This is a genomic window from Paenibacillus sp. FSL E2-8871 (assembly GCF_038000345.1).
Classification (GTDB): Bacteria; Bacillota; Bacilli; order Paenibacillales; family Paenibacillaceae; genus Paenibacillus_AQ.
Window position 1 is genome coordinate 6,160,550 of record NZ_JBBOBV010000001.1, and the last position, 25,833, is coordinate 6,186,382.

Sequence of the window (25,833 nt, forward strand, 5' to 3'; positions counted from 1 at the left end):
TCCTGTGTTTCTCAAGATTTCGAATATACCAGTCTAAAGTTCTCGCAAACTACCTTCATCTTTGGATCAAAAGGCTTCTTCAAGAACGCTAAGGATTCTCTGGAGAAGAACTTCTCATGCTCATGGCGCCACGACTCTAGCGTTCTGTCATCCTCGCCTTCGCTATAGGCAAAGTCAGCGCCTACCTCATCAAAAGGTGTAATTTGCACATCTGTCGTAACGATCACTGCTTGCGGATTACCACGGCCGTCCAGCAGGATACTATGTCGGCCAATTTCTGGTAAGGTCTCGTCACAGACTGCATAAATTTCATAGTTCGAAGCGGTTCCTGTCTTAATCCTACGGATCACCAGATCTAGCAGTTCATCGGCCATTTGAGGACTGTCGCCAAAGGCCCAAGCCTCGTAGTTATCCGCTGCTTGTGGATGAAGCTGGGTGTATTCTTCCCAAAAAAGCTTAATCTTCGTTTCGTTGCTCATATCCGTATCTCCTCATGTAATAATCGTTAGTGTCCCGCAGTTTCCATCCAGCCCGCATAGAGCTCATCTAGTTGCTCTTGCACTGCATCGCGTTCTTTCTGTAGCTCGGCGAGCTCTGCCGCATTGCTACTGATCAGTGGATCTAGCATTTTGGCATCGATTTCCCAAAGCTGATCCTCAACTTCGGCAATAGCCTTTTCCCAATCAAAGTGGATACTCTTCTTGCGGGAACTGGACGAGTTAGCCGTGGTGACATTAACATTCACGGAACGGTTAGATTGAGGCTTACCGGAGCGTGCAGTGGTTCCATCTGAAGAGAAAGGTTTAGGCTGATCAGGAATAGAGACTGGTGCTGCTAACGCCTGTTCAGCTTGCTTCTCCTTGTAATACTCATAGTTGCCGTTGAAAACTCCAAATCGTCCACTTTCAATGGACCAGAGCTTATGGAACAGACGATTAATGAAATAGCGATCATGTGAAACGGCCAGCACTGTACCTGGGAATTCTTCTAATGCTTCCTCTAACGCTTCCCGGGAGTCAATGTCTAGATGGTTCGTTGGTTCATCCAGAATTAACAGGTTTGGTTTACGATGCATCAACACAGCGAAACGCAGGCGGGTCCATTCCCCTCCGGATAGATTCGTGATGTCTTTGAATACATCGGCACCGTAGAATAGGAAACGTGCGAGCTGCCCGCGCGCTTCACCTTCTTCTAGTCCGGCCTCTTCACGGAAGTAGCGGAGTACGGATTGTTTGTTATTGTCAGGGACAGCCTCTTGCGCGAGATAGCCAACAACGGTTCTTGAACCAAGCGTGCAGCTTCCGGTGTCTGGCGTCTCCTGACCTAATATAATTCTTAAAAGTGTACTTTTCCCTGCCCCGTTACCACCGATAAGTGCCGTAGTCTCTCCGTAGCGAAGAACTTCGTTTGCGTCTGAAAACAGGCTTCGCTCTCCATATGCCTTACCGATATCCTCCAGTATGACGACTTGATTCCCGGAGCGATCATTTTGTTGTAGCTGCAAATCCATCGATTTGCGCTCAAGAATAGGACGTTTAACCTTTACCATACGATCCAGTGCTTTTTGCATGGAAGCTGCTCGCCGGTAAAAGGCAGGGTTTGGGGGAGTTCCCCGATTCCCAAATTCGATGAGGCGTTTGATACTCTCCTGCATTTGCTTTATCTTTTTCTGTTGTTCTTGATAATCAGCAAATTGTTGAAGTAGACGTGTTTCCTTCTCTATTTGATAGCCGCTGTAGTTGGTATGGAAGGTAAAAGCCTCGCCATCCTCAATCTCGATCACTTTTTTGACTACAGCGTCGAGGAAGTAACGATCATGGGAAATGGCTAACACTGTACCGTCATAGCTCTGTAAGTACTGCTCTAACCACTCGATGGCGTTCATGTCTAGATGATTGGTTGGCTCATCGAGTAGAAGTACATCAGGTCTACGCAGTAGCAGCTCTGCGAGTCCGACTTTAGTTTTCTCGCCGCCAGAAAGAGAGGAGAAGAGTCGGTTATATTGCCCAGTTCCGATTCCTAGACCAATGGCAACTCGCTGAATGGTGGATTCAATTTCGTAGCCTCCTGCGGTCTCAAATTTATCCTGAAGGCTACCATATTCTTTCAGCAGCCGATTCCATAGCGTTTCATCCGTTCCGGTATTGAAGGTGGACATTTCAAGCTCCAGCTCTCGCAGGCGTTGTTGCCATTGCAAAGGTTCAGCAAAGCTACGCTGTAGAACTTCATATACGGTTTCTTTTTCGTTAACCTCTTGAATTTGAGCCAGCATTCCTACTACACTACCTTTGCGAATTGAGATTTGCCCTTGATCGGGGCGCTCTTCGCCATTCAGTAAGTGGAAAAGTGTAGTTTTACCGCAGCCATTGCGGCCGATTAGACCGATTTTTTCTCCTTGGCGGATATCGAAGGTGATGCTATTTAGTACGAGCTGTGCACCGTGGTATTTTTGAACATTTTGGCATTGAATAATCATATATATTCTCCTTTAAGAATGCCCTTTGCACCGCCAGAACCCTAAATCGAAACTGGAATTCTGTAAAAAACCATAAAAAAAGACCGTAGGGAAATTTCCCCACGGCCTTATCATTCTCCGGTTAACTGATCCGTCCGGGTGATGGCAGGAAAGGCATTTCACAATTGTGTAGTGTTATTAAATTCATGGAAATGGACAGACTTCTCCCGTTATCGCCATTTACATGAGCAATGCCAGCTATCGCTTTAGGTAGCCGACTCATAACACTGTTGGTCCAATTGTGATCCATTCCTTCCACACCCCTTTCTTAACAAATTTAATGACAGTGTAAACAATAATCGGAAATTTAGCAAGTAAAAAGATGGCAGAGCGAAGTTTTACACTGCATATAATATGAAATGTGGAATAATATGGTTCTATGTGGGAGGAGACAAGCCACTAAAAATAACAGATGAAAAGGGGAAGTTATATGGCGATTTTTGACGGATTGATGGGTAATGCATCACAAGTAAATCTAGCGGAGGTACAACGGGAATATGCACAAATCCTTGCCCCTCAAGAGAAAATTGAACGAGCCTACAAGCTGATTAGAGATATGTTTATTTTTACAGACAAACGACTGATTCTAGTGGATAAACAGGGACTGACGGGGAAAAAGACGGACTATCATTCCATCCCATACAAAAGCATCTCGCATTATTCCGTGGAGACGGCAGGGCACTTTGATCTGGATGCGGAGCTATGTATCTATATTTCTAGCAGCACTATGCCGCTCAAGAAGACCTTTAATAAATCCGTGAATATTTATGAGGTACAGGCGGTATTGTCACAATATATTTTAAAATAGTTTAGTTAGACCGTGTAGCGAAGTACCAGACCACCATAGGCAAAAGCGGCTAAGATGACTAAGGCAGGATGCAGCTTAAGCCGCTTGATGGCCCAGAATGCGATTGCGGCAATGAACAGTGTTTGCCAGATTCCGATAGAGTTCGTAGGACCTTTGACCATTGTCCAAGTGAGCGCAGCCATCATAACTGCAATAACCGGTTGAACAAGCAATGTCATCCCTTTCACTACGGGGGATTGCTTGTATTTTTGCATGACCTCTAACAGGATAATAAGCGCTACTGTGGAGGGCAAGACGGTTGCTAACAAAGCTACGATGAGTCCTAACCAACCGTAGACATCATAGCCGACGAAAGCTGCGATTTTGGTAGCAATCGGGCCAGGCAGTGCATTGCCAAGTGCAAGCATGTTAGAGAATTGTTCATCGGTCAGCCAGCCGTAATGGGGAACGATTTCTTGATACATCAATGGAATAGAGGAAGGACCACCGCCGTATCCAAGCAAATTCGCCATGAAAAATCCGTATATGAGCTCTAACCAGTCCATCAATTTGATCCTCCTTGTTGTTGCTTCGCGATGATCCGGTAATGAACGGCTCCGTAACCTAGAAAAAGCACGATTACGAGAGCTGGATGTATGTGAATTATTTGTAGCAGAAGTAAGGCGAGAAGGATGAAGACAGCGCTGAGATATTTTCCTAGCCCTTTATAGGTTTTTTGCGCAAACTCATATGCCATTATTCCTAACATGACAGCAATGACAGGAGATACCCCCGCGATCATTCCAGCTACTACTTTTGAGCTACTTAAATAATTTACAGCCGATAACAGTATGATCATAGCCAGGCAGCTAGGTAAAATATGTGCCAGAACTGACAGTATCGCCCCCCTAACTCCTCGAAGTTTATATCCAAGATAAGCCGCCATTTTGGTAGCAATAGGTCCCGGTAGCGCGTTGGCAATCGCCAATGTCTCCCCGAATTCATCATCGCTTAGCCAAGTGTAGCGAGTTACCGCATCATGCCGGATTAATGGAATCACGGAAGGCCCTCCGCCATAGCCGACAATCCCAGTTCTGAACATGGCGATAGCTAATTGTACATAGTCTTTATGGATGGATATCACGTGAGACCTCCCCTTGTGTTTAGAGCCCATTCTATACAAATCATATGTGTGAAGCTACGAGGTTGACTAGAAATTAGCTAATGTTTGTGCATGAATCACAAAAAGAGGATGGTTATTTTGAGGTTTAGCGTAACCGATTGACAAGGGATTTTTATGTAATGTTAAATGACATTAATTAAGTGAGAAGTTAATAGGGAGATGGGGAACATGGCGGAGAAACCTGTAATAGGCACAAAAACAATGGTCGTCAGCCCTCATTATTTAGCTTCGGCTGCGGGTGCGCGCATTTTGGAAAAAGGGGGAAATGCCTTTGATGCGGCGGTGGCGGTTAGTGCGACGCTCGCTGTAGTCTACCCACATATGACGGGGCTTGGTGGGGACTCGTTCTGGTTGACTTATAGCACAGAAGAGGCGCGTGTCCGGGCGTATAACGGAAGTGGACGGTCGGGTTACGGAGTTCGCAGAAGTTGCTATGCCGGGGAGGGAGCTATCCCGAGGCGGGGAATCCGCAGTGCCATCACCGTGCCGGGGATGGTGGATAGCTGGGATGCCATGCTCAGTAAGTATGGCCGCTTAACGCTGGTAGAGGTGCTGGAGCCAGCTATCGGCTATGCTCAGAGTGGGTTTCCGATGTCGCCGGACCAGCGAAATAATACGCTGTTTGCTGGAGCGGCGTTGTCGGCGGAGGCATCCGCGATTTATATGCCGGGTGGAGTGGTTGTGTCTGCTGGATCGAGATTTCAGCAGATGCAGCTGGCGACAACCCTGAGGACGTTGGCTGCGGGTGGACGGGACGCTTTTTATAAGGGGAAGATTGCTGAAGATATTTGTGATTATATGCTGGCAGCTGGGGGCTATCTAACACGGGATGATTTTGCGGATCATCAGGGGGATTGGGTTGAGCCGATTCATGTGGAATATCATGGGCATAGGGTGTATCAAGTGCCGCCAAATTCTCAAGGGTTTACGGGGCTGATGAGTCTTAATATATTGGAGCATTTTAATTTCGGAGAAATCGAGCATGGTTCTTATGAATATTACCACCTGCTTGTTGAAGCGCTGAAGCTGAGCTTTCGCGATCGGGATAGAGTGCTTACAGATCCGGATTTTAGTGCTATTCCTTTGGTGCAGTTGCTGGATAAGAACTATGCAGGGCAACTAGCCTCTACGATCTCGATGCAAAAAGCGGCACAGCTGACAAGTCAGCCTATTGGTAGTGATACTGCATATGCTGCGGTGGTGGATGAGGAGGGAAATGCGGTTTCCTTTATTCAGAGTCTGTATTTTGAGTTTGGCTCAGGTGTGGTTGCTGGGAATACAGGAATTCTGCTTCAGAATCGGGGTTCGTTTTTCTCGCTTGATCCGAGCCATATCAATACGCTTGAACCGCATAAGCGCAGCTTCCACACACTGATGCCAGCCATTGCCTGCCGCGAGGGCAAGCCTGTGATTCTATATGGTACGCAAGGTGGTGAAGGTCAGCCGCAAACTCAAACGTTGCTACTTACAAGGATGCTGCATTATGGGATGAATCCGCAAACTGCTGTAAGTGAACCACGTTTTGTATGGGGGAGAACGTGGGGGGAACCTACGCAGGAGCTGAAGGTAGAGGGACGGGTAGCGGATGAGGTGCTGGCAGATCTGGCGGGAGCTGGTCATATTGTCCGGAAAGTGGAACCATATGACGGGAGCGTGGGTCATGCTCACGCGATATCCATAGATGACAATGGATATCGTAGTGGGGGGACAGACCCGCGCTGCGATGGCGCTGCGATAGGTTGGTAGGGTGAGATGCTCTCTCCAAATCCCCCAATTTGCTCCTTCCGTTATTTGGTAGGAAGGATATCGTGAGAGGATTCTCGGAAAGGCAAATGGGAAAATCCTAGTTTAACGGAGCGATAGGTTCTTAATAGAAATGACGGATGACGGGTTGATTATGATCAGAGAAGGAATGGTGAGGGGAGGAGGAAGGAGAAATGATTCTGGATAATCGGTATGGCGCGTTCATAGATTCTGAGCTAACAGTCGGACGTTTAGGGAATGGGATATTGGACGGAATGACCTTTGCTGTAAAAGATGTGTATGCGATCGCAGGGCACAGCTCTTCTGCAGGTAATCCAGATTGGCTGCGGAGCCACAATCCCTCTACAGAACATGCAGCAGTAGTACGCCAGCTGCTCCAGTCGGGAGCGACGCTTCGAGGAGCGACTCATACGGATGAGCTAATGTACAGTCTGGGCGGTGAGAACCATCATTATGGAACGCCCATAAATCCACGTGCTGCAGGCTGTATCCCAGGTGGTTCTTCTAGTGGATCGGCAGTAGCGGTAGCTTCAGGTAGTGTTGATTTTGCGCTCGGAACAGATACAGGTGGTTCTATTCGAGTCCCTTCCGCCTATTGCGGAGTATATGGCTTTCGCCCGACGCATGGTGCTGTGAATATGGAAGGTGTGATCCCGTTATCACCGCAATTTGATACAGTAGGCTGGATCGCTGATCGTATGGATGTGCTCCAGAAAGTGGGGGAGGTTTTACTTGGAAATGGGCGCATGGATGAAAAAGTAACGATGAGCATAGATGGAAATTTAGAATTGAATATAGAGAACGGTGGGGGAAAAAATGAAGAGGAAGAATTGGAGAATAATATACAAAAAAACATAGAGGATCAGATACCGAAGAGCAAAGAAAATCATGTGGAATATAATTCTAGAAAGGATAAAGAGGATGATTCACAAAAGAAAATGGGGACTTTATTTGTCGCTACGGACTGTTGGGATTTGGTTGCCCCAAAGGATGTAAGTATTCTAGTGGACGGATTGAATCGTTTGCGGACTGGTGCTGATCATTTCCTCAAAACTAAAATAGCTCGAGAAGGTTTAAAAGTCTGGATGGATGTCTTTCGAGAGCTACAAGGCAATGAGATCTGGACAACCCATAGCGCCTGGATTGAGAAGGTGAAACCAGTTTTTGGGCCTGATATTGCAGCCCGGTTCTCTTGGGCTGCCAGCTTAGCGGGCAAGGACCACAGTATCGCTCAGAATAAGCGAAAGGAGATTTCTACCCAGTTGCGCAAGCTGCTGGGAGAAGATAATTGTCTTGTGATTCCGACAGTACCTGGTCCTGCACCGCTGCGTGGTGGGGATTTACGTCAATTGGAGGAGAATCGTAGTGGGGCGATGATGTTGAGCTGTATAGCTGGACTGGCAGGCCTGCCTCAAGTAACGTTACCTATGCTCTCTACAAATGGACTGCCGCTGGGATTGTCGGTTATCGCCGGACATGGTCAGGATCTTCGGTTACTCTCATGGGTGAAGGAGGTTTGGCGGCGGTCTTGAGATGACGGGACTTGATGGGTTTTGAGATGATAGGTGAAATTGGTTTTAAAAAAATGATCTCAATGTGATGAAGTAGGTTCAATAATGGTGTGTTAGAGTAAAAGATAAATTCAGCGCTCAAAAGTTGGCTTAAGACCAGTGTTTCAGTAAACACCTCCACGTGAAGAAGAAGAGCGGTATAAATCCCGTAGAATTCGCGAAATTAGCCCGTATAGCTGAAAATAACGGTATAAATCCCGTAGAATGCGTGAAATTGGCTCATATTGCGGGGAAGAAGGGCGAAAATGCCCCGGAATCCAGTAATTCCGGCGATATAGCCGGAAAGAGGGGTATAAATACCCTAGAATCCAGTAATTCCGGCCATATTACAGGAAAGAGGGGTATAAATCCCCCAGAATCCAAGAATTCTGGCGATATTAAAGGAAAGAGGGGTATAAATACCCTAGAATCCAGTAATTCCGGTCATATAGCCGAAAAGAGGGGCAAAAATGCCCCACACCACAAAGGTCAGCGACACGCTCACGTTTCATCTGAACACGCAAACAAAGCACCTTCTGTGAAGAAGGTGCCATGCCCCGTGCCCCATCCGAGCCCTATTCTACGAATGCTTCGACTTCTATTTCTACTAACAATAGTGGATCAATAAGCGCTTTTACCTCTACCATGGTTGCTACAGGCTGAATATCTTTGAAAAATTCGCCGTGTGCTTTGCCGACTTCTTCCCAGCGTGAGATGTCTGTCACGAACATTCTTGTTCTAATTACATGCGACAAATCAGCATCTAGCTGGTTTAGCGCTTTTTCGATGGTATGTAGAATGAATTTCGTCTGCGCGTATGGATCTCCTACACCGACTATTTCCCCGTCTTGCATGGCTGTTGTTCCTGCGACTTCGATACGATTGCCGATTCGGATGGCACGAGAATATCCAACCACCGACTCCCAGGGTGAACCCGTAAACACTTGCTTTTTACTCAAAAGATCCCCTCCAAATCCATCCTAATATTGTCCGATCTAATTATACTACTCACACAAGTGATGTGAACTAAAGATTAATGATTCATCAGTTATGTTCATTTAATGTTATATTAACTAACATAATAACCATTAAATTTTAATTTGGCTCTATCCAAAGAGGTTCATTTTAATTATAATGTTACATAAAATAACATTATGAATCAAAAATGGTTCAATTGATCCTAAAAAGGAGGGATGGCATGCATCTTACGGTTGAAGAAGCGTTGTCCATTTATCCTTTGTCCGAGGCGAAGCTTATCGCGGGGTCCAAGGGGAAACATCGAATTGTGAAATCGATTAATGTGATGGACGCACCTGATATTTCGGATTGGATCAAAGAAGGCGAGATGCTGCTAACGACAGCCTATTTAATCAAGGACAATCTGGAGGATGCCTCTGCTTTGCTGCAGACGCTGAATCGAAGGGGCTCATCGGCCTTGGGTATTAAGCTGGGACGATTTTGGGATGAAGTACCGGAGCAACTGATCGCAGAAGCTGAGAGCCTTAACTTCCCCTTAATCCAGTTGCCGTTCCAGTTCACTTTTTCGGATCAGATGAATGGCCTGTTTCGCGCCGAGCTTAGCCGGAGCACTCATGTTTTGCAGAGCATAATGGAGAAGCAGAAAAAGCTGATGCAATTTGCCCTGCGATCTGTCCGCAGCCGTCCACTGTTTGACTCGGTGTCTGAAGTGATTGGACATTCACTTGTAGTGGTTAGCGCACGCGGGGATGTAATCTATAACAATTCTGAATACCAGACCTCACAGTTGCTGGAGGGATGGCCCTGGCAGAAACGGAATCAACGTTTTCGTGTAGAAGATCGTACGGGTTATCGCACACCCCTAATGCAAGAAGAAAAGTGCTCGGGATATTTATTGTATTGTTCCATCGACCCTTTATTGCTCCCGGTGGAAGAGAGCTTGTTCGTTCAGGGGGCTGAACTTATTTCATATCATATTCACTCAGGATACGAGGATTATTTTGAACAGGCAGAACATAGGGAGTTCAGTGGATTGTTGAGACGTTGTCTAAATGGTAACTTATCTTACGCCGATTTAGCACAGGCTACGCTCGAATTGGAAATTGAACTGCTTCAGTCGCCATTTCAACTAGTATTAACTGATATTGTTGCGACTGTTGAAGAACGCCAAAGTGAGCTGCTTAGATTAAAAGAAGAATACACTGAACACCCCGTACTGCGGGATTTAAAGGCCATTCATGTGATTGTAGACCAAGGATTATTGTCCATCTATCCGGCAGCTCTTCAGAGTCCTGAGCAATTTCGGGATGTAATCCAGACTTGTTTTGACAACTTGAAGTTTGACAAGGGGTATTATCCACGAGCTGCGATAAGTAGTTGTAAATTGAAGCCGGATGGGCTGAAGGAGGCTTTTGCGGAGGTGAAGGAATGTATGGGGATGCTTCAGTTTGAGGGAGTGCATGGGAATGTTGTGCATTATCGGCAGCTTGAGCTTTCCTTGCTTCTTGGGCAAATCCCGACAGAGGTCATGGAGAAATATTGCAACGGAACGCTTAGAGGACTGCTTAGTCGTGAGCCGGAGTATGTGCGAGAAATGCTGCGGACGCTGGAGGTTTATCTAGAGAACGATGGGCATGTCAATGAGACAGCCAAAAAGTTGTTTATTCATCGGAACACGGCTACCTACCGGATCGAGAAGCTAAGTGAGCTCTTGGATGTCGATTTTAAAAAAATAAATGATCTAATGAGGCTGAAGTTAGTGTTCATGTTTCGGAAAATGCTTGGGCGGGACTAAGGTCTGGGTTGAAATGCAAACACGGAGGAGGGGGCCTCGTGAATACACATGAGATCGCAACGCATATTCAAACCCATCAGGCGCCTGCGGTGCTGGCAACACTGATTGAGGTAGAGGGACACTCGTATCGTAAACCTGGGGCAGTGATGCTGTTTTTTGAAGGGGGCACGATTGGGAGTCTGAGTCCAGGTTGTTTGGAAAGCGATCTGGAGCTACGTACCTCTGAGATATGGGAACGAGGGCTGCCCGAGATTGTGGAATACAATATGTTGTCTTCGGATGATCTGTCCTGGGGTGAGACTGTCGGCTGTGGAGGCAAAATCAAAGTGGTGCTTGAACCCGTGCAGGGTCAGCTCTACAAGCTTTTGGTGCAGGCGAGTGTCAGGCTGGCGGCAGGAGAGCGGTTGGTTCTGTTTCGGGAGACAGCGGCGAAAGGTTTTAACTATAAGCTGCAGCTGGATACTGATACTTCACTATCGCAGAACAAGAAACATCCGAAATTATCCCACTCGGCAAAAGAAAACCTAGCGGCAGGTCGCTTTATGGCCGCTCCAGCAGAATTGACAGCATTCCATACGTCTTTCGTGCCTAGACCGCGGCTTGTGATTTTTGGCGGGGGACGTGATGTGGTTCCAATTGCGGAACTTGCTGACAGAGTTGGCTTTCGGGTTGCGGTTGCGGATTGGCGCGAAGGAAGCTTGCACAATAAGTTTCCTCGAGCTGAACAAGTAATTTGTTCCCCTATGGAGGTTGTTCAGCGATTGGGCGTAGCTCGAGAGGATTATGTATTGATTTGCAGTCATCAACTTGGGCGGGATAAACAGTTCCTGGAGAGTGTGATTCCGCTTGCCCCTCTATATATAGGAATTATCGGTTCGAAGGCGCGGATAGCTCTTTTACTGGAAGGGCTTGAAGCTCCTGCATCTTTGCATGCGCCTGTTGGGTTACCCATTGGTGGAGAAGGTCCAGAGGAGATTGCGGTCAGTATTATAGCGGAAATTATTCAAATTAGAAGGGCGGGCTTACGAGAGCTGCCTAAAGGAGTGGATAGTATTGAAGGTAGCAGGAATATATTTGGCAGCGGGGCAGAGCAGGCGGATGGGCGTGTCCAAGGTTTCACTGAAATTGTCGCAGGAGGTCTCACTCGGGAGCGTCGCGCTTAGTGAATTGGATCGTTGCAATCTAGAACCGCTAATCGTGGTAGTGCGTGCGGATGACAACTTGGAATGGCTGCCACCCGCGATTGAACCGCAAGGCTCCAGACGTACCGAAACTTGCTTAACCGCACATCTAGGATTGTCTTTTTCACTGCGCTGCGGTCTTAATGCGGTATTACCTTTGCAGCCCGATGCAGTAGTTGTGGCGCTTGCGGATCAGCCATTTATTACAACAGCATTAGTGAACCGTCTAATACAAACGTTTGAACAATCTCCGGAGATGGACTATGTCGCTAGCGTCAGCAATGGGTCGGCTATGCCCCCGGCTTTGTTCTCGAAGACGTTGTTTCCAGCACTACAGGGATTAGATGGAGATCGAGGAGCGGCGGGGATATTGCGTTCACCTGATTATAAGGGGATTGTTCTGGAATCTAAGTCTGCCCATTATTTCATGGACGCAGATACAAAAGAAGATTTTGGTGAGATTCAGGAGCAATGGATTCTGAGAAATGGAAAGTGAAGTAAAGAATAGTCTGGAAAGTAATCTGAAACAGTGTTCCTTTTCCACCTTTGGTCATATAATATGACACGCAACTCACCTTCCGAAAACCAATTAGTGCATTACACACAAAAAAAGTTCTGATTCTTATATTCCTATACAAACGTATGTTATATAAATTTACGCCAAGGCCACCTCTAAGTATAGTAGAAGTACATTAATGGTTGCAGCCATGATGAGAGATGATTTGGAGGAGGAGAATTATGAAAAAAAGGGGTCAGTTCATAACATCTTGTCTTGCATTAATGGTTCTAATGACGGTGGCTTTGGTGGGGTGTGGCAGCAATAATAATACTTCTACAAATGCAACGGAGGCACCAGCGACAACTACAGCGGCAACAGAGGCAACTGCAACAACAGAACCGGCTGCAAAGAAACCGACGGTTGCTTTTGTTTATATCGGACCTCCAGGGGATGGCGGCTACACGTACCAACATGATCAAGGACGGCTGTATATGGAGAAGGAGCTGGGGATTAAAGCTGACTTTGTAGAAAATGTCCCTGAAAGTGCTGACGCCGAACGAATCATCACAGAGCTTGCGCAATCACACGACATCGTGTTTACAACGAGCTTCGGATATATGGATTTTACATTAAATGTAGCGGGCAAATTTCCCAACGTGAAGTTCCTGCATGCTTCGGGTTACAAAACCGCAGAGAACATGGGGACCTACTTCGGAAAGAACTATCAGGCCAGCTATCTGAGCGGCATAGCGGCAGGGAAAATGACCAAAAATAATCAGTTGGGTTATGTAGGGGCTTTTCCGATCAGCGAAGTGATTTATAACTTGAATGCTTTTACCCTTGGAGCACAAAGTGTCAATCCTGATGTAAAGGTGAATGTGGTATGGACGAATACATGGTATGACCCGACGACTGAACGTCAAGCGGCAATCAGCTTGCTGGATAAGGGTGCGGATGTGCTTTTGGCCTATCAGGATTCACCTGCAACCCTGCAGGCTGCTGCTGAACGAGGGGCTTTTGCCGGGGGAAATGACTCGGATATGAGTAAATACGCTCCGGACAATTATTTGACGAATCCGGTATGGAATTGGGGGCCGTATTACGTAAAAGCTGTGCAGGCAGTTATGGATGGAACCTGGAAGAGCGAGCAATATTCCGGTGATATGGCTGACGGTATGGTGGAGCTGGCTCCTTTCGGGAACAAGATCCCAGATGATGTGAAAAAGCTTGTCGAAGACGCCAAAGCCAAAATTATCAGTGGTGAGCTTGAGGTTTTCACAGGTCCGATCTCAGATAATCAAGGGAATGTGAAGGTTCAGGAGGGCCAGAAGCTGACCTTGGAGGAAGTACTGGGCATGAACTGGCTCGTAAAGGGTGTGGAAGGAACTATCCCGCAATAATGTTTAAAAATAGGGAATAAAATGTGCACAATCTATGGGTGGGGTGGGTTCCGTTAAGTGGAAACTTCCCCACCCGTACTACAACTTGAAGGAAGGAGGGGTTCAGGCCATGCGGGGAACTTCAGTTGAAATGCGGGGGATTGTGAAAAAATTCGGCTCGGTAACCGCCAGTGATCAAGTCGACTTTTCGGCAAATACGGGTGAGATTCATGCGTTGCTTGGGGAGAATGGGGCCGGGAAGAGCACGGTGATGAGCATGCTGTCAGGGGTGTATAGAGCAGACGAAGGAGAAATCTTCATTCATGGGAAAGGTGCTCAGATCCGTTCTCCTAAAGATGCTGCGCAGCTGGGTGTAGGTATGGTGTTTCAGAACTTTAGGCTGGTGCAAAGCCTCACAGCAGCAGAAAATATCGTGCTTGGCGAAAAGTCGTCTTTCTGGCGCGGCCGTAAGTGGATGAAGAACAAACGCGAGGAGATCGAGGCATTAGCGGAACGGTTTGGACTGAATTTCCCGGTGGATCGCCCGATCTGGCAGTTGTCCGTGGGTGAGCAGCAGCGTGTTGAAATCGTTAAGACGCTGTATCGCGGGGCTGACATTATTATTCTGGATGAACCAACCTCTGTACTGACCCCGGGAGAGGTGGAACAGCTATTTGAAACGCTGCGGGTCATGAAGCAGGCAGGAAAAACGGTCATTATGACTACTCATAAAATGAAAGAGGTTATGGCGTCCTCGGATCGGATTTCCGTCATGCGCAAAGGGAAAATGATCGCCACACTGACCACGGCAGATACAGATGAACTGGAGCTGGCACGTCTGATGGTGGGCAAGGAAGTAACCATCACCCGTCAAGAACGGGAAGCCACTGAAGGGGATTCTTTATTAGAAGTGAAAGATGTGGACGTATATGCCGATCACGGGCGAAAAGCACTGGATCACTTCTCTCTGAACGTATGTAAAGGGGAGATTGTAGGCGTAGCTGGGGTAGCTGGCAATGGACAAAAGGAACTGGCTGAAGTGTTAACAGGCCTTAGAGGCTGGAAAAGTGGTGAAATCACGTTTGATGGAAAGACGGTGAAATCGGCTTCGGTTAGAGGGGCAACTGATTCAGGAATCTCCCACGTGCCGGAGAACCGGATGAAGAGCGGTTTAGCTGGACGCCTCGGATCGGTGGATAATCTTTTGTTTAAGTCTTACCGCTCAGAGGAGCACTCCAAATTTGGTTTCTTGAAGTCCGCGAAGAACCGTTTGTGGTCACAGGAGCTGGTCCAACGCTTTAACGTCAAAACACCTGAGCTGGAGACGCCAGTACAACAGTTGTCAGGTGGTAATCAGCAGAAGCTGCTCTTTGCACGTGAAATCAGTCATCGGCCTAAGCTGATGGTCGCCGTTCATCCGACACAAGGGCTGGATGTAGGTGCCACGGCTGGTGTTCACGACCTTCTTATGGAGCTGCGTGGTTCAGGTAGTGGCGTGTTGTTAATTTCGGAGGATTTAGATGAATTGCTTCAGTTGTCCGACCGGATTCTAGTGATCTATAACGGCTCAATTATTGGTGAGAGTACACATGAGGAAGCGAATCGAGAGAGCATCGGACTACTAATGGCTGGTATTCATAATAGAGAGGAGAGCGCCGTATGAGCCTGGAGAATGGAAGAAATACCGCAGCAGCAGTACTGGAACCCCGCCCCTCCCACTCCGGAAAACGATTCTCTCTACGTTTCGAATACGATGCCAGCCGCATCCGTTCTCCTTGGTGGACACCTATTGTATCTATAGTTTTAGCGCTATTGTTGTGTGCCCTATTTATTGCGGCGAATGGTATGAATCCGGTGCTGGTCTATGAAAAAATGTTCCGTGGCGCATTTGGCACTGCGTATGGGCTCACGGAAACGATGGTTAAAGCGATCCCGCTACTCCTATGTGGGCTTGGGATTGCTGTGGCTTACCGCATTTCGGTATGGAATATTGGAGCAGAAGGCCAGTTAACCGTTGGGGCTATGGCGGCCACAGCGGTCACGATTTATTTTCCTGACTTACCTTCATTCTGGTCCCTGAGCTTAATGCTGCTGTTCGGGATTGCCGCGGGTGCGCTTTGGGGACTGCTGACAGCTATTCCGCGGACGCATTTTGGAGTGAATGAGCTAATCACTTCATTAATGCTGAATTATGTTGCCCTATTGGCGCTCGATTACGTGGTATTCGGACCCTGGAAAGATCCTAAAGGATTTAATTTCCCGGGATCACCTATGTTTACTGCGGCTCAGTCGCTGCCCGTTCTCGGAAGTACAAGATTGCATATTGGATTGTTATTTGCACTTATCGCCGTTGTGATTTATTACTTAATGATTCGTTATACCAAGTGGGGTTACGAGCTCCGGCTGATTGGGGCCAATCCTGTTGCAGCCAGATACGCGGGGATTCCTATCAAGCGCCATATTATTATCGTCATGCTGATCAGTGGGGGGCTCGCCGGGATCGCTGGCATGGCGGAGGTCTCCGGTGTTACACACAAGCTGATGCAGGGCATTTCACCGGGTTATGGATACACCGCCATTATTGTAGCTTGGCTGGCTAAATTGAATCCACTCGGTCTAATCGTTACTTCTATTCTATTCGGTGGCTTAATTGTTGGCGGATATAGTGTTCAAACCATCGGGCTGCCCTCATCGATATCAGAAATGCTGCAGGGCTCCATCCTGTTTTTCTTGATTGCTGGCGATATGATCTACCGCTTCCGCATTCGCCGTAGCCGGTTTCAGCTGAAAGGGGGGAGATAGGCAATGGATTTTACAACACAGCTACTTATTGCCGCTATTTCCGCAGGGACCCCGCTGCTGCTGGCTACGCTGGGAGGCATTCTAAATGAACGAGCCGGTATTATACAGCTTGGGGCTGAAGGTCTGATGCTGATGGGAGCGGTCACCACTTGTATCGTGTATATTCGCTCCGGAAACCTGCTGCTGGCTCTGTTGGCTACCGTAGCTATAACGGCTGTACTTGGTTTGCTGCATTCTTTTCTCTGTGTGACCTTGCGGGCGAATCAAACGATGTCCGGTCTTGCGATGACCCTGTTCGGCAGTGGGTTGAGCGCTTATCTTGGTAAACCGATCAGCGGCATTCCTTTGCCGGGAACCTCCCCTAAGCTGCATCTGGCTTGGCTGGAAAATGTACCGTTCATCGGAAAAATATTCGGCAACACGGACTACCTAACCTGGTTCAGCTTACTGCTAGTGCTTGCTCTACATCTGCTAATTCACCGCACTTCATGGGGCCTGCATTTGCGGGCAGTCGGAGACAGTCCGGCTACCGCAGATGTGATGGGGATCCGTGTACAGCTTATCCGCTACAGCTATGTGATCACCGGTGCTGCTCTCATCGGCCTGGCCGGAGCGGATATGGTATTGGCCTACGCGCCAACCTGGAATGAAGGGCTGACAGCCGGCCGGGGCTGGATTGCGGTAGGGCTGGTGATTTTCGCCAGATGGAATCCGCTGCGTGCCTTGTTCTGCGCCTACTTTTTTGGGGCATTGGATTCACTTGGCTTCCGTATTCAATTGCTGGGCAGTGCGGTTCCGCCCTATTTTCTCAAAATGATTCCGTACCTTGTGACCATTCTGGTCCTAATGTACCTGGGGTACCGCAATCGCAACAAACCATCTGGCACACCGGAGGCGCTCGGAGTTCCTTATATTCGGGAACAAAGGTTTTAAGGCAGGCTATACGAGAAGGGAAGCACCAATCTGGTACTCAATAAGGAGGCGGAGTGTATGGGAGTTTTACGGGAAGAGGAAGGAAGGCTACCTGAAGTAATTCAACCCCGCAGCCTGCACGAAGCTTGGGAGAGAAAAACGGCGTTTGGAGACAGTGCCCAATATGTCGCAGGAGGAACACTGCTGAGAACAGGGTGGGAAAATGGAACAGCTCTTATGCCCAAACAGCTGATTGATCTTCGGCAAATTACAAATCTCGCGGACATTACCTTAACGGAATTTCACTTATCTCTGGGTGCTCTTGTTCCACTCTCTCAGTGCCGCAGTAATGAGCATTTGCAGGCCGTAGCTCCTGCGCTGCAAGAGGCTGCACGTTGCATAGCGGCTCCGTCGGTGCGTAATCTTGCCACGCTCGGGGGCAATATCGCTTCTGGCTTCGGAGATATTCTACCTGCGTTACTGGTCTATGACGCGGAGTTAATCTCCTTTGACGGCAAATTTATGACGGCTCTACCTTTGATAGAGTGGCTAAATAATCACTGGAGCGGGATAAAACCTGCGGCAGATCTTGTGGCTGAGATTCGCATCTCACCTACTCGTTTAGAGAGTCCGTTAACGGATAGGCTAGAAATTTTCCGTAAGGTTGGCCGCAGGGAAGCGTTCACCCCTTCACTTGTAACGGTAGCAATCTCAGTATCGATCGATGAGGAAAACCGTTTCCGTGAGGTGCGTATCGCCGCAGGTGGGGGCTCGGGGCGACCGCAGCGACTAAGTAGAGCTGAAGTTATGCTTGAAGGTGTGAGGAATACAGAGGAGCTGTTGGCTTCTTTATATGAAGTGGTTGAGAACAGTTTTGAGACGTATAGTGATCCCTTTGCCACAGAACTTTACAAGAAAAAGACTGCTGGGAATTTGGTTGTATCTGAGCTGTGGAAGGCTATGAATATACGGAGTTAAGAGGTGAATAACCCGACGAAAGGAGAGAAGGGAAATGCTGCTGAATAAGGAATCCAGCGGTAGCCGCTGGCGTACACGACCCGATGGAGAGGGCAAGGTATCCGGTAAGCTGCAGTATTTGACCGACATGAGGGCAGAAGGAATGTTGATCGGCCGTGTGCTCCGCAGTGAGCAGGCACATGCTCGTATTTTGTCCATACGTATTGAGAAGGCCATTGAAGTCCCTGGTGTACACGCTGTAATCACTCATGAGGATGTGCCCGGACTTAACGGCTTTGGCATAGCTTTGCCGCATCAACCGGTATTTTGCAGTGACCGTGTGCGTTACACTGGCGATGCGATTGCGGCAGTCGCGGCAGAGACGGACGAAATTGCGGAATACGCCTTATCTCTTATCGAAGTGGATTATGAGCTTCTACCGTTACTCGAGAATCCGGAAGAGGCGATGAAAAAGGACGCAATTCTGCTGCATGCCGAGGGAAACGTGCTTCATCATACGGAATATCGGAAAGGGGAGCCAGAAGCGGTATTTACGGATTGCTGTCATGTGGTAGAAGAGACTTACTATACACCACGCCAAATGCACACCTATATGGAGACTGAAGGTGGACTGTTTATCCCAGAGGATAACGGACGGCTTACCGTATATTCAGCTACACAACATGGGTTGATGGATCGCCTGCAGCTATCCAGAATTCTGGCTATTCCTCAAGAAGATATTCGCGTCATCTCGAGTCCTATCGGCGGGTCCTTTGGAGGAAAAGACGAGTTGAATGTACAGCCGTATGGAGCGCTGCTCGCCTTGCGGACACTCCGTCCGGTAAGACTGCATAATTCGAGATCTGAATCGGTACGTGCAGGACTAAAACGCCATCCCATGAAAATCACCATGAAGACTGGCTGCGACCCCGAAGGAATCATCAGGGCACATCAGGTCAGAATTATTTCGGATACGGGAGCTTACGCAACACTGGGGGCGGAGGTGCTCAACTTTGCGACAGAACATGTGATGGGCCCCTATATCATCGATCATGTGGATGTGAAGGGTTTTGCTGTATATACCAATAACGGTGTATCTGGTGAATTTCGCGGTTTTGGCGGCAATCAGGCGATTTTCGCTTTGGAGGGACAAATCGATCGATTGGCTGAGCGATTGCAGATCGATCCGTGGGAAATGCGCCGCCGTAATTTGCGTAAATATGGAGATCTGGGGCCACTGGGTCAGGAAATTGCTCAGACCGATGGTGCCTTTCAGGTGTGGGAAGCGCTGGCGGGTTCGCCTCTTATGACTGAGGCTGCATCTACAGACAGTGATTCAGGTGTTGTGGAACCTTGGATCGTAACTGGAACGGGTGCTGCTATAGCTATGCATGGTGCAGGACTTGGTTATGGTATTCCCGATCCGGCGGGTGGTAGGCTCTCTTTGACGCTAGAGGGCAAGATTGAGGCGGTGTTTGGTTACGAGGAGTTTGGTCAGGGGTTAATCGCAACCATGGAACAAATGCTGATTGAACAGTTTGGCTTGGCGGCAGAGGATCTAAGCATCGTCATTGGCGATACGGATGTTGTGCCCGATAGCGGATCTAGTACGGCTTCCCGATCAACTAGCATGATGTGGATGGCCTTGAAACGGCTGCGTCCAGACTTCACCGCTCGAGTGCTGCAGGCAGCTGCGATGATAAAGCCAGAGCTGGATAACTATGAAATGAAACTCGGCCCTGGCGGCATTTGGCTAAAAGACGGCGGTCTGCTTCTGACTTACAAGGACTTGGCACAGCGTATTTCAGAACCCATTGTCTGTAATACAAAGTTTACTTATCCAACCACACCCTTTAAAAGAGTGGGGGCACATTTCCTATACACCTATTCTGCAATCGCAGTCCGCGTGGAAGTTAATCTGCTTACTGGACGTGTCCGTGTACTGGACCAATATCATGCGGTAGCGGCGGGACCGATGGCTAATCCGCAAGGTTATCTCGGGCAGATCGAAGGTGGCAGCAGTATGGCGGTAGGCTTCACTTTGTCAGAGGATGCTGTGATGTCAGGCGGCAGCTATGTCACCAAAAATTTAGACACCTATTTGGTGCCGACCATTGCCGACATGAATGGCAGCATTCAGGTGCAGCCGATAGAGGATTTGCCGGATCATGACACGTACGGTCCTCGCGGCATTGGAGAGGTGGGTTCCGTCAATGTAGCTCCGGCAGTCGTGTCAGCCATATTTCAGGCTGTAGGGAAGCGGGTAACCAAGCTGCCCATTGATCCCGAATGGCTGCAGTCTACACCGTTTATTCCACAAAAGGTGGTGAATATCCATGCCGAGCCATAATTCAGATCACAATCTAGATGAAGATAACCGTGACCCCTTATCGTCTGAGGAAGCTTTTGCAGAAGAAAGGTTCATCTTTAACTGCTATCTTAATGGAAAAGCGATGTCCACGGAGATTCCACCTTCCCGCCGGCTTTTAAATGTCATACGTGAAGATTTGGAGCTGACCGGCACAAAACGTTCTTGTGAGATTGGCCGCTGCGGGGCATGTATGGTGCTGGTGGATGGACGTCCAGTGAATTCATGTCTGGTTATGGCCTATCAATGCTCAGGTGCGGAAATTACAACAATTGAGGGTCTTAGTGAAGTAGGCCTGCATCCCGTTCAGCGGGCTTTTTTAGAAGAGGGAGGGTTCCAATGCGGTTATTGTACACCAGGGATGGTTATTTCGGTGGTTGCTCTGCTGGAAGAAAACCCGCATCCTACTCAGGCTGAAGTGGAAGAAGCTTTATCGGGTAACATTTGTCGCTGTACGGGGTACGGTGGCATTTTACGAGCTGTTAACAAAGCTATTGGAGGTTGAGTGGATGGTCGTTTCTGAAGGCAGGTTTACGTTGGAAGAGATAAATGCCATGAGTATAACGGATTTTGTGAAGCATCTAGGCGGCATTTTTGAACATTCACCGTGGGTAGCAGAGGAGGCGTATAAGCAGATTCCGTTCCATTCTTTAGAGCATTTGCATAGCACAATGATGCAGACCGTACTGAGTGCTGACCGGAGCCGAATGGAGGGACTATTAAAAGCTCATCCAGATTTGGCGACTAGGCTTCAAATTACGGCTTTGTCTGCCTCTGAGCAGCAGGGAGCTGGACTGGATCGGCTAACAACGGAAGAGTTCAATCTATTAAATGATCTGAATCGAAAGTATACGGACAAATTTCATTTCCCTTTTATTCTAGCTGTTCGTGGCAAAAACAAAGATGACATTATCGGCGCCATTGGAGTGCGAGTAGAGCGTTCCCCTCAGGAGGAATGGGTTCAAGCCTTTTCTGAAGTCGGTACAATTACGAGATTTCGCTTAAGTGATTTAATTATTTAATTATTCATTCACTCATTCATTCATCATAAACGGGGAGGGTGTCAGCCATGCTGGAGCCAATTAACGGACGTACAATGTTTTATGGAAAAAGTGATGTGTTAACTTATCGTACCTATGCTAAACCGCTGGCCGTTACCCCCGTTCCCGAATCTTCCTTCACGGGCTGCGACAACATTATATTCGCACATAATATTACATTCGCGGTCACGGGCGAAGCGTTTCTTCCTTCTTTTTCAGAGGGGGACAATTCCATGGTTGTTGCTACCGATTCTATGAAAAATTTCATCCTTCGTAATACCGCAGACTACACTGGGAGCACAACGGAGGGGCTAATGCAGCTTCTAAGCAGCCGTTTTCTCGATAAATACGATCATGTCACCGCAGTTTCAGTTTCCGCAGACCGGTTACCTTTTGAACAGGTGATGGTGCCTGGGGTTGAGGGGCTTAAACAGAGTCATTTAGTACTGCGTCACTCCAATAATGAATCTTATTCGGCTTCGTTAACTATAAAACGTGGAGAGAATGGGACTGAGGTTATCGCTCATGAATGCCGATTGAAGGATTTACAGCTGATAAAAGTGAGTGGAAGCTCGTTTTATGGATTCGTCCGTGATGAGTACACAACATTGCCGGAGAGCTTTGACCGTCCGCTTTATATTTTTCTGAATATTAACTGGACCTACAGTGGTGTTGAGCATGCTCTGGATGGAGATCTAGGCCAATATGTGGCTGCGGAGCAGGTTCGCGATATCGCCCATAGCGCTTTTCATGAGCTGAACAGTCCATCAATCCAATCGTTGATTTATCAAATTGGGCTGCGCGTATTGTCCCGTTTTCCACAGCTGGCTACCGTTTCATTTGAGTCCAATAACCGGACTTGGGAAACCATTGTTGAGCCTGAAGAAACTAAAGGTGGAGTATTCACCGAACCTCGTCCACCCTATGGTTTTCAGGGCTTTTCTGTTAGCCGTGCAGATCTGGTCGGAGAGACAGCGTAATGAGCGGGCGTCTTACCACCCATGTGCTGGATCTGTCGCGGGGGATTCCTGCTACAGGTTTGACGCTTCAGCTCTGGAAGCTTACGGATGGGATGAGCAAGCTTCTGTGTGAAGAAGTCACGAACAGTGACGGGAGGCTGGATGCTCCGCTGCTGGAGGGAAACGAAATGGAGGCTGGATGTTACGAGCTGCTGTTTATGGTCGGCGATTACTACCGTAGAGCTGATGCCAAAGCGTCAGCAGCTGGCATAGGAGTAACAGAAAGCTCAGTAGATACTCAACGTGAGATGTCTTTTTTTCTAGAACAGATACCTATTCGCTTTCATATAGAGAGCTCCATGCAACACTACCATGTACCCTTGCTAGTAGCTCCTGGTGGATATAGTACGTATCGGGGAAGTTAGGAGTAAGTTGACGACCGGAGGAGGTGGCAGCTCATGAAGGAATCCTATGAACTTGTGATTAAGAACGGGAATGTAGTGCTGCCCGATCAGGTACTCAAGCTGGATATTGCAGTATCAGAGGGTAAGATTGTCGCACTTGGAGAGGAACTTTCGCTTGCGCCGCTAACCAAAATCATCGACGCAGATGGGTTCTATGTCCTCCCCGGTATGATTGATATGCATGTCCACTTTAATGAACCAACGTTTGGACATTGGGAAGGCTTTCGCAGCGGTTCTGCGGCGTTGGCAGCTGGCGGCTGCACAACCTATGCAGATATGCCGCTTAACGGCAATCCACCTACTGTGAACGAGGTTGCACTTCATCAAAAGGTAGATGCTGCGGCTGGAAACTCTGCCGTTGATTATGTGCTGTGGGGTGGGCTCGTTCCCGGCAATCTGGATGATTTAGAAGTTTTGGCAGCCGCTGGCGTCACTGGGTTTAAAGCCTTTCTCTCCAATCCTGGAGGGGAGGGCGAAGGCAGATTCCGTGAAGTGGATGAGGATACACTCTATCAAGGGATGCAGCGAATCGCTTCTCTGGGCGGGATTCTGGCGCTGCATGCAGAAAGTGAGGCTATCACGGCGGTGTTAACCGCAGATGCAGTGCGAAATGGCAGAACCAGCGCGCGTGATTTTGCGGCTTGCCGCCCTGCTGAAGCAGAGGTGGAGGCAGTGTCCAGGGCGCTGCTGTACAGTGAACGTACTAGCTGCCGGTTGCATTTTGTTCATATCAGCACGGCCGCCGCCATTGAGAAAATCTATGAAGCTAAGCTTCGAGGTCTGGACGTTTCGGCAGAAACCTGTCCACATTATCTGGTCCTCACTGAAAATGATATGGAGGCTTTAGGCCCTGTGGCGAAGTGTGCGCCTCCGCTGCGAAGTGCGGTGGAGCAGGAGAAGTTATGGGAGATGTTGGCCCAAGGCAAAATCGATCTGATTGCTTCGGATCATTCCCCCTGTCCAACGGAATTGAAGGTGAAGCCGGACTTGTCTTTTTTTGCAGCTTGGGGTGGGATCTCGGGTGCGCAGAGCAGTCTGGAGCTTATGTTCCATGAAGGCGTGAATGTGCGGGGGTTGGATGTTACATTAATTTCCAGTCTGCTCGCAGGGCAACCCGCAAAACGTTTTGGAATAGAGCATCGTAAAGGCGCTATAGCCCTAGGTCTAGATGCCGATCTAGTTCTGCTGAATCCAAATACAACCTATACGCTGACTGCGGAGGATTTATTGTATCGCCACAAGCACAGCCCCTACATCGGAAGAACTTTATCCTGCAAAGTAGTTGCTACGATCTGTCGCGGGAATGTGATCTATACCTCTGAAGAAGGAGTGATTAGTGAGGGAGGTGGACAGTGGCTGCGAATTAGGAAGGAGCAGTACAGCCTATGAATGATTCCAGAGTTCAAGCGTCGACTCAGAAACTGCTGGAGCTGCTGGAGGAGCTGGCGGCATTCAGCACACCTGGGCCAGGAGTTACTAGACTGCTATATACGGAAGAATGGAGCCGGGCGCAGATTTTTTTGCAGGAAAAAATGGCTGGGCTCGGCTTAGAAGTTTCCATAGACAAGGTTGGCAATGTATATGGACGATTGAGTGGATGCGATCCGCAGCAAAAGGTTATTTTAACCGGATCGCATATCGATACTGTAGTCAATGGCGGAAAATATGATGGTGCGTATGGGATCGCTGCGGCTATGATTGCGCTTCAAGATTTGCAGAGGAACTTTGGCCAGCCGCAGCGGACGCTTGAGGTCGTATCTTTTTGTGAAGAAGAGGGGAGCCGATTTCCGCTTGCTTATTGGGGTTCGGGCCATGTCACGGAAAGGTATGACGGAAGCGAGGCCGAGACCTGTATAGATGCAGAGGGAGTGACGTTAAAAGCAGCAATGGCACAATCCAGATTCTTACAGGACATAACGGAGGAGAAAGCTTCTAAGCGGACTGGAGTCAGAAATGATATTGGTGCTTTTGTAGAACTGCACATCGAGCAGGGGATTATTCTGGAGAAGACAGACACTCAGATAGGCGTAGTTCAGGGGATTGTTGGTCAGAGACGATATGTGGTCAAGGTCAGTGGTATTGCTAATCATGCGGGCACGACACCGATGTTTATGCGGCAGGATGCACTGGCTAGTGCGGTTGAAATGCTGTACGTGCTTGAAAGTTCTGCTAAAACGGCTGGTGAACCTCTTGTAGCAACCTCGGGTAAGCTTGAGGTGTACCCGAATACGCCAAATGTGATCCCGGGTGAGGTTCTTTTTACATTAGATATCCGCCATAGTGAAGAGGACGAACTGGAACGTTTCTGTGAGAAGCTTCTTGCGGAATGTAATGAAATTGCTGTTAAACGTGGGGTGATTCTTGAGGTTACATCCGTGCTCCACACAGTCCCTGCGCCTATGGATACGAAGCTATCTGCAATGCTGGAAAATATCTGCCGCCAACAGGCGAAGACGTACCGCATGATGGTAAGTGGAGCGGGACATGACGCCCAGCTGTTTGCGCCGCGTTGCCCTACTGCGATGATATTTGTGCCAAGCCGAGCTGGCATCAGCCATTCTCCGGAAGAGTATACTTCCCCTGAGCAGCTCGTTGCTGGGCTTGAGGTGCTGACTGCGATGTTATATGAGTTAGCTTATTAAAAAGAGTTCGCCGAACTTTTAAATATAAGGAAGTATATGTTTACTCTATACTTTATCC

The 25,833-nt window shown here is 48.3% G+C and carries 24 protein-coding genes; 18 read left to right on the plus strand and 6 right to left on the minus strand.

Annotated elements, in window-relative coordinates; all coding sequences use genetic code 11:
* Positions 1 to 11 precede the first annotated feature (11 nt).
* The 3 genes from NYE25_RS27720 to NYE25_RS27730 all read right to left on the minus strand — a co-directional run bounded on the left by NYE25_RS27720 (position 12) and on the right by NYE25_RS27730 (position 2,765).
* Positions 12 to 479: an ASCH domain-containing protein gene (locus NYE25_RS27720; protein WP_042125149.1), complete on the minus strand. Its 468-nt coding sequence runs from the start codon at positions 477 to 479 to the stop codon at positions 12 to 14.
* Between the two features lie 26 nt (positions 480 to 505).
* Positions 506 to 2,476 carry an ABC-F family ATP-binding cassette domain-containing protein gene (locus NYE25_RS27725; RefSeq protein WP_341147365.1) on the minus strand — a complete coding sequence of 657 codons (1,971 nt, stop codon included), beginning with the start codon at positions 2,474 to 2,476 and terminating at the stop codon, positions 506 to 508.
* Between the two features lie 121 nt (positions 2,477 to 2,597).
* Positions 2,598 to 2,765 carry a hypothetical protein gene (locus tag NYE25_RS27730; RefSeq protein ID WP_156114741.1) on the minus strand — a complete coding sequence of 56 codons (168 nt, stop codon included), beginning with the start codon at positions 2,763 to 2,765 and terminating at the stop codon, positions 2,598 to 2,600.
* A gap of 180 nt (positions 2,766 to 2,945) precedes the next feature.
* Here NYE25_RS27730 and NYE25_RS27735 point away from each other — a divergent pair, with 180 nt between their 5' ends.
* Positions 2,946 to 3,323 (plus strand): PH domain-containing protein, encoded by a 378-nt coding sequence (locus NYE25_RS27735; protein WP_341125969.1) that lies wholly within the window; start codon positions 2,946 to 2,948, stop codon positions 3,321 to 3,323.
* 5 nt (positions 3,324 to 3,328) lie between these two features.
* On the opposite strand, the gene NYE25_RS27740 is transcribed toward NYE25_RS27735, so the two are convergent.
* Both NYE25_RS27740 and NYE25_RS27745 read right to left on the minus strand, forming a co-directional pair.
* Positions 3,329 to 3,868 (minus strand): chromate transporter, encoded by a 540-nt coding sequence (locus NYE25_RS27740; protein ID WP_341147366.1) that lies wholly within the window; start codon positions 3,866 to 3,868, stop codon positions 3,329 to 3,331.
* On the minus strand, positions 3,868 to 4,446 hold the full coding sequence (locus NYE25_RS27745; RefSeq protein WP_445667156.1) for a chromate transporter: 579 nt from the start codon (positions 4,444 to 4,446) through the stop codon (positions 3,868 to 3,870). The genes NYE25_RS27740 and NYE25_RS27745 overlap by 1 nt, the downstream gene beginning before the upstream one ends.
* A 207-nt stretch (positions 4,447 to 4,653) precedes the next feature.
* On the opposite strand from NYE25_RS27745, the gene ggt reads away from it, so the two are divergent.
* Entirely contained in the window at positions 4,654 to 6,231 is a 1,578-nt protein-coding gene (gene ggt, locus NYE25_RS27750) for a gamma-glutamyltransferase (protein WP_341147367.1), read from the plus strand.
* A gap of 191 nt (positions 6,232 to 6,422) precedes the next feature.
* Positions 6,423 to 7,781, plus strand: coding sequence for an amidase family protein (locus NYE25_RS27755; protein ID WP_445667157.1), 1,359 nt, complete (start codon positions 6,423 to 6,425; stop codon positions 7,779 to 7,781).
* A 593-nt stretch (positions 7,782 to 8,374) separates the two neighbouring features.
* Here NYE25_RS27755 and NYE25_RS27760 read toward each other — a convergent pair.
* Positions 8,375 to 8,758 carry a RidA family protein gene (locus NYE25_RS27760; protein ID WP_042185766.1) on the minus strand — a complete coding sequence of 128 codons (384 nt, stop codon included), beginning with the start codon at positions 8,756 to 8,758 and terminating at the stop codon, positions 8,375 to 8,377.
* Positions 8,759 to 8,997: 239 nt separating this feature from the next.
* Between NYE25_RS27760 and NYE25_RS27765 the strand changes: the two genes are divergently transcribed.
* From NYE25_RS27765 to NYE25_RS27835, 15 genes are all read left to right on the plus strand, one after another.
* On the plus strand, positions 8,998 to 10,572 hold the full coding sequence (locus NYE25_RS27765; RefSeq protein WP_341147368.1) for a PucR family transcriptional regulator: 1,575 nt from the start codon (positions 8,998 to 9,000) through the stop codon (positions 10,570 to 10,572).
* Positions 10,573 to 10,610: 38 nt separating this feature from the next.
* Complete coding sequence (locus tag NYE25_RS27770; protein ID WP_341147369.1) at positions 10,611 to 11,735, plus strand: XdhC family protein; 1,125 nt, start codon at positions 10,611 to 10,613, stop codon at positions 11,733 to 11,735.
* Entirely contained in the window at positions 11,677 to 12,249 is a 573-nt protein-coding gene (locus NYE25_RS27775; protein ID WP_341147370.1) for an NTP transferase domain-containing protein, read from the plus strand. The genes NYE25_RS27770 and NYE25_RS27775 overlap by 59 nt, the downstream gene beginning before the upstream one ends.
* A 242-nt stretch (positions 12,250 to 12,491) precedes the next feature.
* Positions 12,492 to 13,652, plus strand: a complete 1,161-nt coding sequence (locus tag NYE25_RS27780) for a BMP family ABC transporter substrate-binding protein (RefSeq protein WP_036680038.1) — start codon at positions 12,492 to 12,494, stop codon at positions 13,650 to 13,652.
* Positions 13,653 to 13,761: 109 nt separating this feature from the next.
* The gene (locus tag NYE25_RS27785; RefSeq protein ID WP_341147371.1) at positions 13,762 to 15,294 is read left to right on the plus strand and encodes an ABC transporter ATP-binding protein; all 1,533 of its coding nucleotides are present in this window, start codon (positions 13,762 to 13,764) and stop codon (positions 15,292 to 15,294) included.
* Positions 15,291 to 16,433, plus strand: coding sequence for an ABC transporter permease (locus NYE25_RS27790; RefSeq protein ID WP_341147372.1), 1,143 nt, complete (start codon positions 15,291 to 15,293; stop codon positions 16,431 to 16,433). The genes NYE25_RS27785 and NYE25_RS27790 overlap by 4 nt, the downstream gene beginning before the upstream one ends.
* Positions 16,434 to 16,436: 3 nt before the next feature.
* Complete coding sequence (locus NYE25_RS27795) at positions 16,437 to 17,366, plus strand: ABC transporter permease (protein WP_341147373.1); 930 nt, start codon at positions 16,437 to 16,439, stop codon at positions 17,364 to 17,366.
* 57 nt (positions 17,367 to 17,423) lie between these two features.
* Positions 17,424 to 18,323 (plus strand): FAD binding domain-containing protein, encoded by a 900-nt coding sequence (locus NYE25_RS27800; RefSeq protein ID WP_341147374.1) that lies wholly within the window; start codon positions 17,424 to 17,426, stop codon positions 18,321 to 18,323.
* A 34-nt stretch (positions 18,324 to 18,357) separates the two neighbouring features.
* Positions 18,358 to 20,652, plus strand: coding sequence for a xanthine dehydrogenase subunit D (gene pucD, locus NYE25_RS27805; RefSeq protein ID WP_341147375.1), 2,295 nt, complete (start codon positions 18,358 to 18,360; stop codon positions 20,650 to 20,652).
* Positions 20,639 to 21,175 (plus strand): (2Fe-2S)-binding protein, encoded by a 537-nt coding sequence (locus NYE25_RS27810; RefSeq protein WP_341147376.1) that lies wholly within the window; start codon positions 20,639 to 20,641, stop codon positions 21,173 to 21,175. Before pucD ends, NYE25_RS27810 begins: the two co-directional genes overlap by 14 nt.
* 4 nt (positions 21,176 to 21,179) lie before the next feature.
* The gene (gene uraD, locus NYE25_RS27815; RefSeq protein WP_341147377.1) at positions 21,180 to 21,692 is read left to right on the plus strand and encodes a 2-oxo-4-hydroxy-4-carboxy-5-ureidoimidazoline decarboxylase; all 513 of its coding nucleotides are present in this window, start codon (positions 21,180 to 21,182) and stop codon (positions 21,690 to 21,692) included.
* 47 nt (positions 21,693 to 21,739) lie between these two features.
* Entirely contained in the window at positions 21,740 to 22,690 is a 951-nt protein-coding gene (gene pucL, locus NYE25_RS27820) for a factor-independent urate hydroxylase (RefSeq protein WP_341049616.1), read from the plus strand.
* Positions 22,690 to 23,094 (plus strand): hydroxyisourate hydrolase, encoded by a 405-nt coding sequence (uraH, locus tag NYE25_RS27825; protein WP_341137882.1) that lies wholly within the window; start codon positions 22,690 to 22,692, stop codon positions 23,092 to 23,094. Before pucL ends, uraH begins: the two co-directional genes overlap by 1 nt.
* A 33-nt stretch (positions 23,095 to 23,127) precedes the next feature.
* Complete coding sequence (locus NYE25_RS27830) at positions 23,128 to 24,522, plus strand: allantoinase (protein WP_341147378.1); 1,395 nt, start codon at positions 23,128 to 23,130, stop codon at positions 24,520 to 24,522.
* Positions 24,519 to 25,775: a M20 family metallo-hydrolase gene (locus NYE25_RS27835; RefSeq protein ID WP_341147379.1), complete on the plus strand. Its 1,257-nt coding sequence runs from the start codon at positions 24,519 to 24,521 to the stop codon at positions 25,773 to 25,775. The genes NYE25_RS27830 and NYE25_RS27835 overlap by 4 nt, the downstream gene beginning before the upstream one ends.
* Positions 25,776 to 25,833: the final 58 nt, after the last annotated feature.

Excerpts from the sequence above, each read along its gene's own strand:
- NYE25_RS27830 (WP_341147378.1), top strand. The coding sequence starts at position 23,128 with ATGAAGGAATCCTATGAACTTGTGATTAAGAACGGGAATGTAGTGCTG.
- NYE25_RS27755 (WP_445667157.1), top strand. The coding sequence starts at position 6,423 with ATGATTCTGGATAATCGGTATGGCGCGTTCATAGATTCTGAGCTAACA.
- NYE25_RS27720 (WP_042125149.1), bottom strand. The coding sequence starts at position 479 with ATGAGCAACGAAACGAAGATTAAGCTTTTTTGGGAAGAATACACCCAG.
- NYE25_RS27800 (WP_341147374.1), top strand. The coding sequence starts at position 17,424 with ATGGGAGTTTTACGGGAAGAGGAAGGAAGGCTACCTGAAGTAATTCAA.
- NYE25_RS27795 (WP_341147373.1), top strand. The coding sequence starts at position 16,437 with ATGGATTTTACAACACAGCTACTTATTGCCGCTATTTCCGCAGGGACC.
- NYE25_RS27785 (WP_341147371.1), top strand. The coding sequence starts at position 13,762 with ATGCGGGGAACTTCAGTTGAAATGCGGGGGATTGTGAAAAAATTCGGC.
- uraH (WP_341137882.1), top strand. The coding sequence starts at position 22,690 with ATGAGCGGGCGTCTTACCACCCATGTGCTGGATCTGTCGCGGGGGATT.
- NYE25_RS27740 (WP_341147366.1), bottom strand. The coding sequence starts at position 3,868 with ATGGACTGGTTAGAGCTCATATACGGATTTTTCATGGCGAATTTGCTT.
- NYE25_RS27790 (WP_341147372.1), top strand. The coding sequence starts at position 15,291 with ATGAGCCTGGAGAATGGAAGAAATACCGCAGCAGCAGTACTGGAACCC.
- pucD (WP_341147375.1), top strand. The coding sequence starts at position 18,358 with ATGCTGCTGAATAAGGAATCCAGCGGTAGCCGCTGGCGTACACGACCC.
- uraD (WP_341147377.1), top strand. The coding sequence starts at position 21,180 with ATGGTCGTTTCTGAAGGCAGGTTTACGTTGGAAGAGATAAATGCCATG.
- NYE25_RS27810 (WP_341147376.1), top strand. The coding sequence starts at position 20,639 with ATGCCGAGCCATAATTCAGATCACAATCTAGATGAAGATAACCGTGAC.
- NYE25_RS27765 (WP_341147368.1), top strand. The coding sequence starts at position 8,998 with ATGCATCTTACGGTTGAAGAAGCGTTGTCCATTTATCCTTTGTCCGAG.
- NYE25_RS27835 (WP_341147379.1), top strand. The coding sequence starts at position 24,519 with ATGAATGATTCCAGAGTTCAAGCGTCGACTCAGAAACTGCTGGAGCTG.
- NYE25_RS27780 (WP_036680038.1), top strand. The coding sequence starts at position 12,492 with ATGAAAAAAAGGGGTCAGTTCATAACATCTTGTCTTGCATTAATGGTT.
- pucL (WP_341049616.1), top strand. The coding sequence starts at position 21,740 with ATGCTGGAGCCAATTAACGGACGTACAATGTTTTATGGAAAAAGTGAT.
- NYE25_RS27725 (WP_341147365.1), bottom strand. The coding sequence starts at position 2,476 with ATGATTATTCAATGCCAAAATGTTCAAAAATACCACGGTGCACAGCTC.
- NYE25_RS27730 (WP_156114741.1), bottom strand. The coding sequence starts at position 2,765 with ATGGATCACAATTGGACCAACAGTGTTATGAGTCGGCTACCTAAAGCG.
- ggt (WP_341147367.1), top strand. The coding sequence starts at position 4,654 with ATGGCGGAGAAACCTGTAATAGGCACAAAAACAATGGTCGTCAGCCCT.
- NYE25_RS27735 (WP_341125969.1), top strand. The coding sequence starts at position 2,946 with ATGGCGATTTTTGACGGATTGATGGGTAATGCATCACAAGTAAATCTA.